A 16,001-nucleotide genomic window follows, 5' to 3' on the forward strand; every position below is an offset into this window, starting at 1 on the left:
TTAATGGCGACCTCTGTTAATCAATCACTGAAAATCTTCCGCATCCACGTCGTAACCCGACGGCTCCCAGCGAATCGCCAGCAGCGCCAGTAAGCCAATCAGCGGGGCGAGGAAAATCACCCAGAACACGCCGGTGCCAAAGGCGGCGACCAGCAGCGGGAAAGCAAACAGCGACACGGTTGAACTCCCGCGCATCAGCGTCTGATTGAAACCCACGCCAACGCCCCGCAGCGAAGCGGGATAGCTCAGCGAGGCAAAGGTCATCGTATGCGAGCCGGGACCAAAGCCCTGGCCAAACAAGAACAGCGCCAGCATGGCAATCGCCACCGCGGCCTGTTCGCCACCTTCTGGACGACCAATCAGCGCCAGGCCCAGCAGCGCTATGCACTGGCAGGCATAACCGGCAACCGACATTTTCCACGCGCCAAGACGCGGCACCAGCCGCACCGCCAACAGACCGCCAACAAAAGCGAACAGCAGATTCAGCGCCAGCGACACCAGAATGGTGGTCAGCATCGATTGGGCAAAAAAGCTGGAGATTATCACCGGCAGGCCAAACGCCACCGCGTTATAGGCAAAGGAAGAAGCGATAGAGGTGACGGTCGCTAACAGGGTGCGACGGCGATAAACGCCCTGCAGCAGCGCGCCGTAGTTGCGCCAGCTGGCCTTACGCACCACCTTCTGCGGCGTTAAATCGGCATCCTCCGCCACCTGCGCATTGATGTTATAGGCGCTGCGCAGAATCTCCGCCGCACCTTTCAGGTTACCCTGATTGGCGGCCCAAATCGGCGATTCACTCATATAGCGGCTGCGAATGGCAATGATCAGTAGCGCCGGCACTGCGCCAAAACCCAGGATCAAGCGCCACAGCCAATCGGTGTGGGTTGCCGGCAGCACCGCATACAGCAGCAGTACCAGCAAATAGGAAATACTGATCGCCGCATACCATGTCGGGCACCACATCGCGATGCTGGCCGCTTTATTCCCTTGTCCGCGAAGCTTGGAGAACTCCGCCAGAAACGCCATCGCCACCGGTAAATCGATACCGACGCCCAAGCCCATCACGAAGCGCGCAGCGGCCAATACGTATTCGTTAGGTGCAAACGCACAGGCTAACGCCGCCACCACGAAGAAGAACATGTCGGCCATGAACACGCGATAGCGGCCAATTTTGTCGGTGAGATAGCCGCCGATCAAGGCACCGACTATCGCGCCAAAAGTGATCGCCGAGGCCACCATGCCGGTGCCCGCTGGCGTGAGCTGGAACTCGCGCGTCACGTCTTTGATGCCAAAGGCGAGTGCGCCAAGATCGTAGGCGTCGAGGAACACGCCGCCCAGCGCAATGGCGATAACGATACGCGCATTGCTACGCGATTCGTTGCTGTTATTGACCAAACCAGAGACGTCGGCCGCGCTGCGGATCCATTTCGTCTCACCGCCTGGTGTATTCCCTGCCTGCGCGACATGCGCGGGAGAAGCTAAGTCGGACATGATGTTATGTAATTTATTGTAATGAGTGGGACTGTGAGAATAAGCCGCTGCCACGCCATTAAAAATTCCATTTGGTTATAAGTGCTGCGTTTGGGTTATAACCAGCGCGCTATTGATAGCAGAAAAAGAACGAAATGCAGCGCTTGACCGCACCCATCCGCTTTCGCCAGGCTACGCTTGATAGTCACACAATGAAAACAAATGAGGGAAGCACAATGATAAAGCAGGGGTTATTGGGGATGATGGCACTGGCGTTGAGCGTAAGTGCGGCACAGGCAGCGGACCCGGTAAAAGTCGGTTCCAAGATTGATACCGAAGGCTCGCTGCTGGGTAACATCATCCTGCAAGTGCTGGATAAGCATGGGGTGAAAACCGTCAATAAAATTCAGCTGGGGACCACTCAGGTGGTGCGCGGCGCCATTACGGCTGGTGAGCTGGATATCTATCCGGAGTATACCGGCAACGGTGCGTTCTTCTTCAACGATGAGAAAGACGCTGCGTGGAAAAACGCCCAGCAGGGCTATGAGAAGGTGAAAAAACTCGATAGCGAGAAAAATCACCTCGTGTGGCTGGCACCTGCGCCCGCGAACAACACCTGGACGATTGCGGTGCGCGGTGACGTGGCGCAGAAGAATAACCTCAATTCACTCGACGATTTGAGCGCCTATCTGAAAAAAGGCGGCACCTTCAAACTGGCGGCCTCGGCGGAATTTATCGAACGCAGCGATGCGCTGCCAGCATTTGAAAAAGCCTACAACTTCAAGCTGGAGCAGTCGCAACTGCTGTCGCTGGCCGGTGGCGACACTGCGGTGACCATCAAAGCCGCTGCACAGCAAACCTCGGGCGTGAATGCGGCGATGGCGTACGGCACCGACGGTCCGGTGGCGGCGCTGGGCCTGCAAACCCTCAGCGATCCGAAAGGCGTGCAGCCAATTTATGCGCCTGCGCCGGTGATTCGTGAAAGCGTCCTCAAGCAATATCCCGACATTGGCAACTGGCTGCAGCCGGTATTCAGCAAGCTGGATGAGAAAACCCTGCAGCAGCTGAATGCGCAGATTGCTGTCGATGGCCAGGATGCCAGCCAGGTGGCGAAACTGTGGCTACAGCAGAATAAGTTGTTGTAAGCAGTGCTGTCGCTGTTACTCAGACCACGCCAGCAGCCGGTGCTGCTGGTGTTAACCACGCTTATCACGCTGGCGCTATTTGCCTTGCCGCTTCTGAGCTTTGCGGCCAATCGGCTGGTTTCCGGCCAGCCGCTGCTGTTTTGGCAGGTGTCGAACAGCTGGCTGGTATTGCTGCCGCTACTGTGGCTGTGGCAGGGATTATGGTGGCCCGCACGCCGCCTTAGCGCGGTGATGGTGCTGCTGGATGCCGAAATCCTGCTGGCGCTGCTCTTCTGGCTGGCGGGAAATCAGGCCACCGAGCTGGCCAACAGCGGCAGTCCGCTGGCGCGCACCGCGTTTGGCAGCGGCCTATGGTGCGCGGCTGCGCTGTCACTGCTGCTGGCGGCGGAAGCGGTGCGTCAGATCACGCGCAGTACGCCGTGGCGCATCGTACTCAACCTGCAACTCTGGCTGCTGCCGCTACTGCTTCTGCTCAGCGGTCATCTCGATCGACTCTCTCTCCTGAAAGAGTACGCCAACCGGACGGCGGTATTTGACGCGGCCTTCACTCAGCATTTGTGGCTGCTTGGCGGCACGCTGCTGCCAACAGTGCTCATCGGTTTGCCGCTCGGTCTGGCGATTGCTCGCCGTCCGCGCTGGCAAAATGCCGCCTTCAGCGTGCTTAATCTGATTCAGACTGTGCCATCGGTGGCGCTGTTTGGGTTGCTGATTGCGCCGCTGGCGGGCTTGGTGGCGCACTTTCCCGTGCTGGTGCGCTGGGGCATTAGCGGCATCGGCATTGCACCGGCGCTGATTGCCCTGGTGCTGTATGCGCTGCTGCCGCTGGTGCGCAGCGTAGTGGCCGGCTTGCAGCAGGTGCCGCAGGAGGTGCGTGAAACCGCACGCGGTATGGGCATGAGCGCGTGGCAGCAGTTCTGGCACGCCGAGCTGCCGCTGGCGCTGCCGGTGTGGCTTTCTGGCTTGCGCGTGGTCGTGGTGCAAACCGTTGGCCTGGCGGTGGTGGCGGCTTTGATTGGCGCGGGCGGGTTCGGTGCCATTGTTTTTCAGGGATTGCTCAGCAGCGCGCTGGATCTGGTGCTGCTTGGCGTGATTCCGGTTGTGGCGCTGGCGGTGATTTTTGATGCGCTGCTGCGTTTACTGTCGGCATTGCTGGAGAGACGTCATGATTAAATTTCACCAAGTGAGCAAAGTATTCGCCGGGAAAGAGGCGATACGTAACTTATCGCTAAAGATTGAGAAGGGCAGTTTTACCGTGTTGATTGGCACCTCGGGTTCCGGTAAATCCACCACGCTGAAGATGATCAACCGCCTGGTGGAGCACGATAGCGGGGAAATCCGCTTTGCCGGCGAACCCATTGAGCGCATGGATGCACGCGCCTTACGTCGCCGCATCGGTTACGCCATTCAGTCGATAGGCCTGTTCCCGCACTGGAACGTCGCCCGGAACATTGGCACCGTGCCGGCGCTGCTCGGCTGGCCGCAGGCGAAGATCAATCAACGCGTCGAGGAGCTGCTGGCGCTGCTCAATCTCGATAGCCATCTGGCAACGCGCATGCCGCATCAGCTTTCAGGCGGACAGCAGCAGCGCGTGGGGGTGGCGCGTGCGCTGGCGGCCGATCCGGAACTGCTGCTGATGGACGAACCGTTCGGCGCGCTCGATCCGGTCAATCGTCTGGCGCTGCAACACGAGATGCTGCGCATCCAGAAAATGACCGGCCGCACCGTGGTGCTGGTGACGCACGACATTGACGAAGCGCTCACGCTGGCCGATCAATTGGTGCTGATGGACGGTGGTGAAATTGTGCAGCAGGGCAGACCGATTGATTTGCTGACGCAGCCGGTGAATGACTTTGCCCGCGAATTCTTTGGTCGCAGCGAGTTGGGCGTACGTTTGCTGGCATTGGGGCGTGCAGGCAGTGCCGCCCGACGCGGCGAGTGGCTTGATGCCGAGCCGATAGCGGCATCACTGACGCTGCGTGAAGCGTTATCGCAGTTTATTGCGCGCCGCACCGACAAACTCCCGGTGGTTGATCAGCAGCAACAGCCGCTTGGCGTGCTGCACTTTAGCGATCTGCTGCGCCAGCGGGAGGCGAGCTGATGCGCCTGTTACGCGATCCGCTCTACTGGCTGCTGGCGGCCTTTCTGCTGTTGCTGTGGGGATTGCCGCACAGCGGTCCGCTGTTTGCGCACTGGTTCCCCCAGCTTGAGCGTCCACTCTATCAGCAGGAGAGTTTCTGGCGACTGGCGCTGGCGCATCTGGCGCTGGTGGTGAGCGGCAGCCTGCTGGCATTGGTGGTGGGCGTGGGCTGCGCGGTGTTTGCCACTCGTCATGCCGGGCGCGCATTTCGTCCGTTACTGGAAACGGTGGCCGCGGCAGGTCAGACGTTTCCACCGGTGGCGGTGCTGGCGATTGCGGTGCCGGTGATGGGATTTGGCGCAACGCCCGCGATCATGGCGCTATTTCTCTACGCGCTGCTGCCGATCCTGCAGGGCACGCTGGCGGGATTAGATAGCGTTCCGGCCAGCAATCGCGAAATTGCCGTGGGCCTTGGCATGGGGCCATGGCGACGTCTGTGGCAGATTGAGCTGGCGCTGGCTGCGCCGGTGATCATGGCGGGGGTGCGGACGTCGGTAATGATCAGCATCGGCACCGCGACCATCGCCTCCACGGTGGGAGCTGAAAGCCTGGGGTCGCCGGTGATTATTGGTCTGAGCGGTTTTAACACCGCGTACGTCATTCAGGGGGCGCTGCTGGTGGCGCTGCTGGCGTTGATTTGCGATCGCCTGCTAGAGCGCGTGCAGCGCAAACTTAGTTGGTATGCACAATAAGGCTGTAGCCGACCAGCATCATGCCGCCCATGCCGCCAATTGCCATAATGGCAAACAGAGAACCGACAAGCAGTTTATTCCAGTTCATAACGGGACCTGAAAAAAGAAATTGAGGGCGGCATCATAACGCGCACACCTGGCCAGGCAAAGGCCGTGTGTGCGATTTTTACTTACGCGGGATCGTGCAGGTGGATGGCAAAACCTTGTGCCTGCCAATGTTCAAACTGCTCAATCTGGCGACGCGTCGGCTTTTTACCGGTCCAGATAAACAGGTTTTGTCCGGGGAACAGTTCAGGCCGCGGCATGTCGAGCGGCTCTGCCAGCACATCCATACGCCAGCCCTGCTGCGACAAGCGCCAGGCCTCCAGCCAGATACGGGTGCGATCTTCCACGCCCCAGCCAATCATCAGCGCATCTTTTCCGGCTTTCTTGCGTGCGCCTGTCAAACAAAACGCCACATAATCAATCAAGGCGCCATCAAGCAGGCTGCACATCGTGCGCGCGGTGTTTTGATCTAAGCCCAGGCGCTGACGAACCGGCACGAACACGTGATCGATCAGCGCATCAACCGGATGTTCCCGGCCGATGGTGGCAATTTTCGCGCGCAGTTTTGCCGGACGAACGTGACGCAACACGCTCATCAACTCTTCCTGCAGGGCGCTCCAGCCGTCATGTGCGTTAACGGTTTCGCCTTCCAGCAACGCTTTTACCTTGCCAACAGGCACGCCACTCTCTATCCAGCGTTTTATCTCTTCAATACGCTGAACATCTTCATCATCAAATTGCCGATGACCACCTTCGGTGCGCTGGGGTTTTAACAGACCGTAACGTCGCTGCCATGCGCGAAGCGTTACCGGGTTGATTCCACAGCGCTCGGCAACATCCCCGATACTGTATAAGGCCATAGTGCCCTCGAAAATTCTGACCTGCATTACAACACCTTAACCCCCCAATCTGGGTTGTACAACGATTTTTTAGTTGTACAACTTGACCGTGTGGCGGATTCGTAGTGTTATCTCATATATGAGATTTAATTCCCAAAAGTGAGAGGTTAACATGTCTGTGACGGATACCGACGACCGTTTGGCGTCGCGACTGGCCGAATTACGTGTACAACGCGGTTGGTCATTAGATGAATTAGCGATGGCGACCGGCATCAGTCGGGCATCATTGTCGCGCATTGAACGCGCCGAAACTAGCCCCACAGCCGCTTTGCTTAATCGGCTATGCGTGGCCTACGGATTGACCATGTCGCGCCTGCTAAGTGAAGTGGAAGAAGAGGCGGCGCTGCTGCTAAAAGCAGATCAACAGCCGGTTTGGCATGACGATGCCAGCGGTTTCCAGCGCCGCAACGTATCGCCACCCGCCAACCACTTTAAAGCGGAGCTGGTGGAAGGCGTGCTTCGTCCCGGTGCGCGCATTGAATACGACGCGCCGCCGGTGCAGGGGCTGGAGCAGCATATCTGGCTGCAATCAGGCGAGCTTACCATCAGCATGGATGCTCAGCGCTGGACGCTACACGCGGGCGATTGCCTGCGCTTTCATCTCACTGGCAAATCCACCTTCGCAGCCCATCACGAAGGCGGTGCGCGCTATTTTTTAGTGGTATGCAAACCATGAATGATATCGAACTGTTAAGCGCCACCCAGGCGCAGCCGCTGCTGGCGGCATTGTGTGATGTATTACAGGCGTGCGTGGCCGATGGCGCCAGCGTGGGCTTTATTGATGCGCACGATCGCTCGGCGATTGAGCGCTTCTGGCAGGATAAAATCTTCAGCCTGGCGAGCGGCGACAATCAGCTGCTGGTGGCGTATCAGCAGGGTGTGATTATGGCAACGGTACTGGTGGGTTTCAGCGCGATGCCGAATGGGCGTCATCGCGCTGAAATCAGCAAGTTGCTGGTGCATCCCCGCGCGCGACGTCAGGGCATTGCGCGTCGCCTGATGCAGCAGGCGGAACAGCTGGCAGCGCAGCAGGGGAAAACCCTGCTGGTGCTGGATACCCGCAGCGGTGACGTGGCAACCACATTGTATTTGTCGATGGATTGGCACATTGCCGGGTCAATTCCGTTCTATGCGGAGTCAACCGAAGGTGTGCTGGATGCGACTACGGTGATGTATAAGGTGTTGCGCTGATTTTCCCCTCACCCTAACCCTCTCCCGCAAGCGGGCGAGGGAACCGATCGGAGCGAGCATGTGGCAGCATCTCCCCCTCCCTGTGGGAGAGGGCCGGGGAGCGAGCATGTAGCAGCATCGCCCTCTCCCTGTGGGAGAGGGCCGGGGTGAGGGCATGTGGCAGCATCTCCCTCTCCCTGTGGGAGAGGGCCGGGGTGAGGGCATCAGGCCGCACAATCCCAAAATGCACCAACTCAGTGCGCCGCATCCGCCTCGGCAATCCCCAGCGCCTGCATAAACAAACGGATAATCGGATTTATTTTGCGGCCCTTTTTCATGATCAAACAAAACGGGTTTTCGCGGCGAATCGACTCATCGCCCAGTTCGCATAATTGACCGCGCGCAATAAACGCGGCGGCATAATGCTCGGGTAAATAACCAATAAAATGGCCGGTTAAAATCAGCATCGCCACCGATTCGACCTGTACCGCTTGCGCACCGCTCTCCTGCAAAGGAATGATGCGACGATCGTCACGCGGGGTCACATATAAATGATTAATAATCTTCTGCTCACGTAATGTTTCCAGCGATATATTTTTATCATGTGATCCTGAATATAAAGGATGTGACATGGAGCAATATAATTTTGAATATTCCTTATAAAGCGGGAAGTAATCAAAGTCGCTTTTCATTTCATAAACTGGGGCAATGCCACAATGAAAACGACCTTCGCTGATGCCGCGCTCAATATCGTCTAATTGCGCGGTTTGCAGGCGGATTTGTACCTTTGGCGCTTTCTGGTGCAGCTGTTGCACCGCCGCGGTGACCGGGGATTGCGCATCGGAAATGGTGTTATCGACGACGCAAATGGCAATATCGCCCAGCAGTTCGTTGCGGCTATTGTGCAGCCGCTCACGAAACAGATTCAGCGACACGAACAGCTCTAGCGTGGCTTGATACACGTTAATGCCGTATTGCGTCAGCTCAAAACCTTCGCGCCCGCGGCTGCACAACGTCATGCCGAGACGTATCTCTAAATCGGAAACCTGTTTACTGATGGCCGCCAGACCAATATTCAATTCGTGACTGGCAGCGGTTAATCCGCCGGCTTCCACCACGCATTTAAATACGCGCAGCAATTTTAAATCGATATTACTCAGTGCCAGAACCGCATTATCACTACGATTATTTGCATTGTTTCCGGACTGGGAAACTTTACTTTCCATTTTTGCTATTCAACTCCGGAATAATTGCGGTAATTGTACAGTGAACCTGAAATGCGCGGTATTTACTAGTTTGTTCATAAAATAAGTTTTTATTATCGCTAGTGGCGCATCCATATCTTTTTCATATCGCTGATGATTATCTGTAAGGGGAAATAGCATGTCTGATAATGCCGAACTGTTATGGGGCGCGCGTTTTAAAGCGGCACCGGCGGCGAGTTTAACCGCGCTGTCTCGTAGCCCGGATTATTATTTTGCGCTGGCACCTTACGATCTGGCGGGCTGCCGGGCGCATGCCCGTGAGTTGGCGCGCGGCGATCTGCTGAGCGCAGAAGAACTCAGTACCATGCTGGCAGCGATTGACGCATTGGATGCCGATTATCGTGCCGGTCAGCTGCATCCGATTGCCGCCGATGAAGATGTGCACACCTTTATCGAACGCGCGCTCACCGAACGCTTAGGGCCGCTCGGCGGCAAGCTACGCGCCGGACGTTCGCGTAACGATCAAACCGTCAACGATCTGCGTCTCTATCTGCGCGATAACGGCCGCAAGGTGGTGAGTGCACTGCTGGCGCTGCAGCAGGCGCTGGTGGAGCAGGCGGCAGCGCACACCGAAAGCGTCGCGCCCGGTTTTACCCATTTGCAGCAGGCGCAGCCGATTGTGTTTGGTCACCAGCTGCTGGCCCATGCGCAATCTTTTGCTCGCGACATCGAACGCATGCAGGATTGGGATCGCCGCAGCGCGCGCTGTCCACTCGGCGCCGCCGCCATGGCCGGTTCCGCCATTGCGCGTCAGCCGGCGCAGGCCGCCGCCGATCTTGCCTACCTCGCGCCGTGCGAAAACTCGATTGATGCCGTTGCCAGCCGCGACTACGCCGCTGAATTCCTGTTTGTCACCAGCATGATCGGCATCAACCTGTCGCGCCTGTGCGAAGAGGTGTGCATGTGGGCCTCGCGCCAGTTCCGCTGGGTGGAGCTGCACGACAGCTACGCCACCGGCAGCTCAATCATGCCACAAAAGAAAAACCCGGATATCGCCGAGCTGACGCGTGGTCGCTCTGGCCGCTTGGTCGGCAACCTGATGGCGCTGCTGACCACCATGAAAGCGATGCCACTCTCCTACAACCGCGATCTCAGCGATGACAAGCGTAACGTGATTGATGCGGTAGATACCCTGCTGCTGGTGCTGCCGGCGATGGCCGGGATGATGGCAACGCTAACGTTCAATACCGAGGTGATGCGCGAGCAGGCGCCAGATGGCTTTACGCTGGCGACGGAAGTGGCCGACTGGCTGGCGATGCGCGGCGTGCCGTTCCGCGAGGCGCATGAGATCACCGGACAGCTGGTGCAGCTGTGCGAGCGCGAAAGCTGCGGGCTGTCGGATCTCAGCGATGCGCAGCTGCAGACGGTAGACGCCCGCTTAACGCCCGAGGTGCGCCACGCCCTGACGCTGGAAGCCGCACTGGCGGCGCGCAGCGGTTACGGCGGCACCGCGCCGGTACGGGTGCGTGAGCAACTGGCGCGTCTGCAAACCCTGATGCAGGACCAGCAGCGCTGGACCGAAGATTACGCTGGCCCGCGCGCCTGAGGAGGCTTTTATGTCGTCAACGCCTATTGAGCCGAGTTTAAACAACAGCCGCGAGCAGACGCATTACGATCTCGATCGCTATCAGGTGGTGCCACGCCGCTACTACGGCCGCATAACGGCGTCGGCGGTGATTCTGATCCTGTTAGCGCTGCTGGTGAATGCGTTTGCCCACGGCAATATTGAGTGGTCATTTGTAGCGCAGTTCTTCACCGCGCAGGCAATTCTCAACGGCGTGGTGAATACGCTGATCATGTCGGTGCTGGCGATGGGGCTTGGCGTGCTGTTCGGCGTGATCACCGCCATCATGTATATGTCGCCGAATCCGGTGCTGCACTACATCGCCGTTGGCTATGCATGGATCTTCCGCGGTACGCCGCTGATTTTGCAGCTGCTGCTGTGGTTCAACCTCGCGCTGGTGTTTCCCACCATCAGCATTCCCGGTCTGTTCAGCGTGCAAACCGTCACCTTTATGACGCCATTCCTCGCCGCGCTGCTTGGGTTGAGCATCAATCAGGGGGCGTACACCTCGGAAGTGGTGCGTGCCGGATTGTTGTCAGTGGATACCGGACAGTACGAAGCGGCGAAAGCCATCGGCATGCCGCGTCTGCAGGCGCTGCACCGCATCATTCTGCCACAGGCGATGCGCGTGATTCTGCCGCCGGTCGGCAACGAATTTATCAGCATGATCAAAACCACCAGTCTCGCCAGCATGATTCAGTACTCCGAACTGCTCTACAACACGCAAACCATCTACTTCGCCAACGCGCGCGTAATGGAGCTGCTGTTCGTGGCGGGCATCTGGTACCTGATAGTGGTCACGCTGCTGTCGTTTGGGCAAAGCAGACTGGAACGTTACTTCTCACGCGGCCATCGTCAGCGTCAGTAAGCAGGAGCCAAACATGAGAAACATCGTGCGCGCCGTGAAGGTGAACAAATATTTCGACCAGTTCCACGCCCTAAAGGATGTCAGCCTCGAAGTGAACTACGGCGAGGTGATGTGCATCCTCGGCCCGTCCGGTTCCGGCAAAAGCACCTTTTTGCGCTGTATCAATCAGCTGGAAAAGGTCGATAAAGGCGGGATTTGGGTCGACAACGAACTGGCGGGCTATCGCATCGCTGGCAACAAATTGCATGCCTTAAGCGACAAGCAGATTGCGCGTCAGCGCCTGCAAACCGGCATGGTTTTCCAGCGCTTCAATCTCTTCCCGCACAAAACCGCGCTGGAGAACATCATCGAAGGGCCGTGTCGCGTGCTGCTGCGCCCGAAGCGTGAAGCCTGCGAAGAGGCGATGGCGCTGCTGGAGCGCGTGGGCATGGCGCATAAAGCGCATGACTATCCGCAGTCGCTCTCCGGCGGCCAGCAGCAGCGCGTGGCGATTGCCCGCGCGCTGGCGATGAAACCCAAACTAATGCTGTTTGACGAACCCACTTCGGCACTGGATCCGGAGATGGTGGGCGAAGTGCTGGCGGTGATGCGTCAGCTGGCAAAAGAGGGCACCACCATGCTGGTGGTCACCCACGAAATGGGTTTTGCCCGTGAGGTGGCCAATCAGGTGGTGTTTATGGACGAGGGACGCATTATCGAGCAGGGCGCACCGGAAGACATTCTGCTGAACCCGCAAAATCCACGGATGAAAAACTTTATTAACGCGATTCTTCTTTAACGTGACCGGGGTGAATATGAAAAAGCTGTTATTGAGTGCCATCAGTGCCGCCGTGCTGCTGCAATCGTCTGCCTGGGCAGATATCGCCGTGCCTGCCGCCATCAAAGAGAAAGGGCTGACGGTAGCGATCATGCCGAACTATCCGCCAATGGATTTCAAAGATCCGGCCACCAACCAGCTAACCGGGGTGGATTACGATCTCGGTCAGGCGATTGGTGAAAAACTCGGTGTGAAGATCAACTGGCAGGAGATCGCCTTTGAACAGATGGTGAACGCGGTAGTAACCAAGCGCGTCGATCTGGTGATGTCCGGCATGACCGACACCAAAGAGCGCCAGCAGGTAGTGAATTTTATCGACTACTTCAAAACCGGCCCGCAGTTCTATACCCAAACCGCGCGCAGCGATATCAATAGCGCGATGGATCTGTGCGGTAAGAAAGTCGGCACCAGCCGTCGTACCACCTTCCCGTTAGAAATTGCCAACTGGTCTAAAGCCCACTGCGAGGCGGCTGGCAAGCCCGCCATCATCGTGGTCGGCGCCGAAGGTACCGCCGATGCGCGCACCCAGCTGCGTCAGAACCGTCTGGATGGCGTGGTGCAGGGCAGCGAAACCCTGCCGTACATCATGGATCTGGAGAAGGGCAAATATAAGCCGCTCGATAAAGCCTTCTCCTTCCAGTACACCGGCATGGCGGTGGGCAAAGATGCGGGCGAACTGACCACGGCAATTCAGGCAGCGATTGATGCCATGATCGCCGATGGCTCTTACCAGAAAATCCTCGGCAAATGGGGCCTGGCCGATAACGGCGTGACCAAGGCAACGGTCAACCAGGGCTAAAGGAGCGAGCAGATGCAACAACCGGGCGCAGTGCGCTGGCCGCAGGGAAAACGCGGCTGTATGGCGCTGGCGTTTGACCTCGACGGTCCCACCGGCGATGCCATGTTGAATGGCAGCCTGTGGTCAACGCCTGAGTATTTCACCTTTGGAGCCTACGGGCCGTACCGCGCGCTCGGGCGTCTGCTCGACCTGCTGCGCACCTTCCAGATTCCCGCCACCTTTTTCGTTCCGGCGTGGGTGGTGGAGCAGTGGCCGCAGCAGTGTCAGGCGATTATCGAACAGGGCCACGAAGTGGCCTATCACGGCTATCGCCACGAATCGTTCTGGTCAATCTCGCCGGATGAACAACGCGCAATAATGGCGAGGTCCGCTGAGATTTTTAAACAGTATCTCGGCATCACCGCCTGCGGTTTTCGCACGCCATCGGGCGACTGGCATGCCGAAACGCCGCAGATTCTGCGCGACGCGGGTGTGATCTACTCCAGCAGCATGCGCGGTGACGATCGTCCCTACAGCATTCCGGTGGCGGGGCATACGCCGCTGGTGGAGATTCCCGGCAAGTGGGAGATGGACGATTACGCCTCGCTGGCTTATACGCGCCAGCCCGATTTCCCCAAAGGCGGCGATCGTATCGCCAGCTATGCGCACACGCGCGATAACTGGCAGCGCGAGTTTGATGGCGCGATGGATGAGGGCTTGTGCCTCACCACGCTGTTCCACCCGAAAATCTCCGGCCAGCCGGGACGACTTCTACTGTTGGAGCAGCTGTTTGAACAGATGACGGCGCGCGATGACGTGTGGTTTGCGCGCTGCGACGCAGTGGCGCAGTGGTATCTGCAGGAGCAACAGCATGACTGAACCTTCACGCTGGCCGCTGGGCTTCCAGTCGGCGGCGATCCTCACCATCGATTTCAACGATATCCACGGCATTCTCACCCAGGCACCGGCGGTGGCGGGCCGCGATAAAACCCTGTCGGTGTGGCGTTACGGCACGCTGCGCGGCGTCGATCGCCTGCTGGCGCTGCTGGCGGAAAAGCAGCTCAAAGCCAGCTGGTGCATGCCGGCGATGGTTGCCGAAGAGCAGCCGGAATTAGTGCAGCGCATGGTGGCGGATGGCCATGAAATCGCCTGTAGCGGCGATGGGCATGAAGATTTCTCGGCTTTAACGCTGGAGCAGCAGATCGCCAGCGTGACGCGCGGTTGTGACAAGCTGGCGCAGCTCACCGGTCGCGCCATCACCGGCTTTCGCACGCCTGCCGGACAGTGGAAACCGGGGCTGGCGCAGGCGCTGGTTGAGCGGGGCATCCGCTGGTCATCGAGCTGGCGCGGCGACGATTTACCGTACTTCCATCCCGGCACGCGCTTAGTTGAGCTGCCGATGCACTACACGCTGGAAGATGAGCCGTACTTTGCTTTTAATCTCAGCCCGGCGATCCCGCCAGGCCAATCGCGCATCGCGCCCTACGGTGAAACGCTGGCGAACCTGACGCAGGATTTTCACGGTTTCCACCGCTTTGGTCTGTGCTATTTGCTGCGGCTGCATCCGGAAATCATCGGCACCGCCGGACGCATTGGCCTGCTGCGTTCGCTGCTCGACACGCTGCAACAGCACAACGTGTGGATCGCCACTGCTGAGCAGGTGGCGGCGCACTGGCAGACGCAGCCGGAGAACGATTTCTCGCATCCGGCGGAGGTGTTCAGCCGCATCATTGGAGGTGCACATGACGAGCACGCTTGATCAACTGGCAGCCTTTATCGCCGAAACCCGTTTTGCACAATTGCCTGCGCCGCTGGTGGAGCAGGCGAAACGCCATCTGCTGGATACGCTCGGCGCTTCACTGGCGGGCTGCGATAGCCCGATTTGGCGTGAGTGTCTGGCACTGGTCAATGCTGAAGGGGGACGCGAAGAGGCGCAGGTTTGGGGCAGCGCGCAGCAGGTCAATGCGCGTCAGGCGGCGTGGCTGAACGGCGTGGCGGCGCACATGTATGAACTGGATGATACCGGCGGTTGCGATCACTCCGGTGCGGTGGTGATCCCGGCGCTGCTGGCGGCGCTGCCGCTGGCGACGCAGCCGGTGGATGGCCAGGCGCTGATCGTTGCGATGATAATTGGCTATGATGTTGGCCGCCGGGTGCTGGAAGCCTGCGGCGGCTATTCCGCCCACAACGGTGCGGGCTGGCATTCCACCGCCAGCTGCGGCGTATTTGGTGCGGCAGCGGCGGTCTGTTCGCTGTTGCAGTTAAATCGCGCACAGAGTGCTTCAGCGTTGGGCATTGCCGCCAGCTTTAGCGGCGGTTTATGGGGCTTTATCCACGACGGTTCGCACACCAAAAAACTGCATGCCGCGCGTGCCGCAGAAGGCGGCGTGCAGGCGGCATTGCTGGCGCAGCGCGGCATTAACGGGCCTGCCGTGGTATTCGAGGATCGCTGGGGCGGTTTTCTGCAAACCGTAGCGCCAGAGACGCAGCAGCCGCAGGCGCTGACGGCGGATCTTGGCGAGGTGTGGAAGCTGGCGCGCTGCTCAATCAAGCCGTACGCTTCGTGCCGTGGCACCCATGCGGCGATTGATGCGCTGAATATATTGCTGCAACAGCATGATGTGCGCGTGGAGCAGATTGCGCGCATCGTGGTGGGGGTGAATTCGTTCCTGCTGGAGATGTGCGGCGGACGCGAGCTGCGCAGTCTGGCAGCGGCGCAAATGAGCTTGCCCTATGCGCTGGCAGCGCGCGCGCTGTATGGCTCGGCGGAGCTGGCGAGCTATGACGACGCTAAACGCCTGCATCCGAATGTGGAAGCGCTGCTGGCGCGGATTGAGCTGGTGATTGATGAGCAGCAGAGCCGCGACGACGAGCCGTGGGTGCGGCTAGAAACGCAGCAGGGCGCACAGTGGCAGCAGCATGTACCGGTGCCATCGGGCGCGCCGACCAATCCGTTAAGCCTTGAGGCGCTGTTGACGAAGTACCGCAGTCTGGCGGGGCGCGTGCTGCCGCTGCCGCAGGTCGAACAGCTGGAAGCGGTGTGTCTGGAATTGGATGAAGTGGCCGACGTACGCGAAGTGGTGGGGCTGTTGGCTGTGAGGTGATTTTTCCCTCACCCTAACCCTCTCCCGCAAGCGGGAGAGGGAACCGA

Annotated in this window: 16 protein-coding genes; 13 read left to right on the forward strand and 3 right to left on the reverse strand. The window is 58.9% G+C overall.

Annotation, left to right across the window (positions count from 1 at the left end):
• Positions 1–24: 24 nt before the first annotated feature.
• Positions 25–1,491 (reverse strand): MFS transporter, encoded by a 1,467-nt coding sequence (locus tag ACIP6T_RS02215; RefSeq protein ID WP_345827031.1) that lies wholly within the window; start codon positions 1,489–1,491, stop codon positions 25–27.
• A gap of 215 nt (positions 1,492–1,706) precedes the next feature.
• Between ACIP6T_RS02215 and ACIP6T_RS02220 the strand changes: the two genes are divergently transcribed.
• From ACIP6T_RS02220 to ACIP6T_RS02235, 4 genes are read left to right on the forward strand one after another with little or no spacing between them, the layout of a single operon-like run.
• The gene (locus ACIP6T_RS02220) at positions 1,707–2,615 is read left to right on the forward strand and encodes an ABC transporter substrate-binding protein (protein WP_400455140.1); all 909 of its coding nucleotides are present in this window, start codon (positions 1,707–1,709) and stop codon (positions 2,613–2,615) included.
• Between the two features lie 3 nt (positions 2,616–2,618).
• On the forward strand, positions 2,619–3,785 hold the full coding sequence (locus tag ACIP6T_RS02225; RefSeq protein WP_400455143.1) for an ABC transporter permease: 1,167 nt from the start codon (positions 2,619–2,621) through the stop codon (positions 3,783–3,785).
• Positions 3,778–4,713: an ABC transporter ATP-binding protein gene (locus ACIP6T_RS02230; RefSeq protein ID WP_400455145.1), complete on the forward strand. Its 936-nt coding sequence runs from the start codon at positions 3,778–3,780 to the stop codon at positions 4,711–4,713. Before ACIP6T_RS02225 ends, ACIP6T_RS02230 begins: the two co-directional genes overlap by 8 nt.
• On the forward strand, positions 4,713–5,444 hold the full coding sequence (locus ACIP6T_RS02235) for an ABC transporter permease (protein WP_400455147.1): 732 nt from the start codon (positions 4,713–4,715) through the stop codon (positions 5,442–5,444). The genes ACIP6T_RS02230 and ACIP6T_RS02235 overlap by 1 nt, the downstream gene beginning before the upstream one ends.
• Before the next feature lie 170 nt (positions 5,445–5,614).
• Here the strand turns inward: ACIP6T_RS02235 and ACIP6T_RS02240 are convergent, their stop codons facing one another.
• Positions 5,615–6,349, reverse strand: a complete 735-nt coding sequence (locus ACIP6T_RS02240) for a MerR family transcriptional regulator (RefSeq protein WP_097097566.1) — start codon at positions 6,347–6,349, stop codon at positions 5,615–5,617.
• Positions 6,350–6,500: 151 nt separating this feature from the next.
• On the opposite strand from ACIP6T_RS02240, the gene ACIP6T_RS02245 reads away from it, so the two are divergent.
• Together ACIP6T_RS02245 and ACIP6T_RS02250 are read left to right on the forward strand one after the other, a co-directional pair.
• Positions 6,501–7,064 carry a helix-turn-helix domain-containing protein gene (locus tag ACIP6T_RS02245; RefSeq protein WP_097094477.1) on the forward strand — a complete coding sequence of 188 codons (564 nt, stop codon included), beginning with the start codon at positions 6,501–6,503 and terminating at the stop codon, positions 7,062–7,064.
• Positions 7,061–7,579: a GNAT family N-acetyltransferase gene (locus ACIP6T_RS02250; protein WP_097097565.1), complete on the forward strand. Its 519-nt coding sequence runs from the start codon at positions 7,061–7,063 to the stop codon at positions 7,577–7,579. Before ACIP6T_RS02245 ends, ACIP6T_RS02250 begins: the two co-directional genes overlap by 4 nt.
• Before the next feature lie 233 nt (positions 7,580–7,812).
• On the opposite strand, the gene ACIP6T_RS02255 is transcribed toward ACIP6T_RS02250, so the two are convergent.
• Positions 7,813–8,784 carry a LysR family transcriptional regulator gene (locus tag ACIP6T_RS02255; RefSeq protein WP_097094476.1) on the reverse strand — a complete coding sequence of 324 codons (972 nt, stop codon included), beginning with the start codon at positions 8,782–8,784 and terminating at the stop codon, positions 7,813–7,815.
• Positions 8,785–8,941: 157 nt separating this feature from the next.
• Here ACIP6T_RS02255 and argH point away from each other — a divergent pair, with 157 nt between their 5' ends.
• The 7 genes from argH to ACIP6T_RS02290 are packed head-to-tail and all read left to right on the forward strand — an operon-like array spanning position 8,942 to position 15,954.
• On the forward strand, positions 8,942–10,369 hold the full coding sequence (argH, locus tag ACIP6T_RS02260; protein ID WP_400455151.1) for an argininosuccinate lyase: 1,428 nt from the start codon (positions 8,942–8,944) through the stop codon (positions 10,367–10,369).
• Between the two features lie 10 nt (positions 10,370–10,379).
• A complete protein-coding gene (locus tag ACIP6T_RS02265; RefSeq protein ID WP_097094474.1) occupies positions 10,380–11,255 on the forward strand; it encodes an amino acid ABC transporter permease in 876 nt (291 codons plus the stop codon).
• 13 nt (positions 11,256–11,268) lie between these two features.
• The gene (locus ACIP6T_RS02270; RefSeq protein ID WP_097094473.1) at positions 11,269–12,033 is read left to right on the forward strand and encodes an amino acid ABC transporter ATP-binding protein; all 765 of its coding nucleotides are present in this window, start codon (positions 11,269–11,271) and stop codon (positions 12,031–12,033) included.
• A gap of 16 nt (positions 12,034–12,049) precedes the next feature.
• Positions 12,050–12,871, forward strand: a complete 822-nt coding sequence (locus ACIP6T_RS02275; protein WP_097094472.1) for an ABC transporter substrate-binding protein — start codon at positions 12,050–12,052, stop codon at positions 12,869–12,871.
• 12 nt (positions 12,872–12,883) lie between these two features.
• Entirely contained in the window at positions 12,884–13,729 is an 846-nt protein-coding gene (locus ACIP6T_RS02280) for a polysaccharide deacetylase (RefSeq protein WP_400455155.1), read from the forward strand.
• Entirely contained in the window at positions 13,722–14,609 is an 888-nt protein-coding gene (locus tag ACIP6T_RS02285; RefSeq protein WP_400455157.1) for a polysaccharide deacetylase, read from the forward strand. The genes ACIP6T_RS02280 and ACIP6T_RS02285 overlap by 8 nt, the downstream gene beginning before the upstream one ends.
• Complete coding sequence (locus tag ACIP6T_RS02290; protein WP_400455160.1) at positions 14,593–15,954, forward strand: MmgE/PrpD family protein; 1,362 nt, start codon at positions 14,593–14,595, stop codon at positions 15,952–15,954. Before ACIP6T_RS02285 ends, ACIP6T_RS02290 begins: the two co-directional genes overlap by 17 nt.
• Positions 15,955–16,001 lie beyond the last annotated feature (47 nt).

The sequence above is a fragment of the Pantoea sp. NPDC088449 genome (assembly GCF_044753225.1).
Lineage (GTDB): Bacteria > Pseudomonadota > Gammaproteobacteria > Enterobacterales > Enterobacteriaceae > Pantoea > Pantoea floridensis.

Bases quoted from the DNA above. Each gene is read 5' to 3' on its own strand.
- ACIP6T_RS02215 (WP_345827031.1), bottom strand. From the start codon at position 1,491: ATGTCCGACTTAGCTTCTCCCGCGCATGTCGCGCAGGCAGGGAATACA.
- ACIP6T_RS02220 (WP_400455140.1), top strand. From the start codon at position 1,707: ATGATAAAGCAGGGGTTATTGGGGATGATGGCACTGGCGTTGAGCGTA.
- ACIP6T_RS02230 (WP_400455145.1), top strand. From the start codon at position 3,778: ATGATTAAATTTCACCAAGTGAGCAAAGTATTCGCCGGGAAAGAGGCG.
- ACIP6T_RS02235 (WP_400455147.1), top strand. From the start codon at position 4,713: ATGCGCCTGTTACGCGATCCGCTCTACTGGCTGCTGGCGGCCTTTCTG.
- ACIP6T_RS02240 (WP_097097566.1), bottom strand. From the start codon at position 6,349: ATGGCCTTATACAGTATCGGGGATGTTGCCGAGCGCTGTGGAATCAAC.
- ACIP6T_RS02245 (WP_097094477.1), top strand. From the start codon at position 6,501: ATGTCTGTGACGGATACCGACGACCGTTTGGCGTCGCGACTGGCCGAA.
- ACIP6T_RS02250 (WP_097097565.1), top strand. From the start codon at position 7,061: ATGAATGATATCGAACTGTTAAGCGCCACCCAGGCGCAGCCGCTGCTG.
- ACIP6T_RS02255 (WP_097094476.1), bottom strand. From the start codon at position 8,784: ATGGAAAGTAAAGTTTCCCAGTCCGGAAACAATGCAAATAATCGTAGT.
- argH (WP_400455151.1), top strand. From the start codon at position 8,942: ATGTCTGATAATGCCGAACTGTTATGGGGCGCGCGTTTTAAAGCGGCA.
- ACIP6T_RS02265 (WP_097094474.1), top strand. From the start codon at position 10,380: ATGTCGTCAACGCCTATTGAGCCGAGTTTAAACAACAGCCGCGAGCAG.
- ACIP6T_RS02270 (WP_097094473.1), top strand. From the start codon at position 11,269: ATGAGAAACATCGTGCGCGCCGTGAAGGTGAACAAATATTTCGACCAG.
- ACIP6T_RS02275 (WP_097094472.1), top strand. From the start codon at position 12,050: ATGAAAAAGCTGTTATTGAGTGCCATCAGTGCCGCCGTGCTGCTGCAA.
- ACIP6T_RS02280 (WP_400455155.1), top strand. From the start codon at position 12,884: ATGCAACAACCGGGCGCAGTGCGCTGGCCGCAGGGAAAACGCGGCTGT.
- ACIP6T_RS02285 (WP_400455157.1), top strand. From the start codon at position 13,722: ATGACTGAACCTTCACGCTGGCCGCTGGGCTTCCAGTCGGCGGCGATC.
- ACIP6T_RS02290 (WP_400455160.1), top strand. From the start codon at position 14,593: ATGACGAGCACGCTTGATCAACTGGCAGCCTTTATCGCCGAAACCCGT.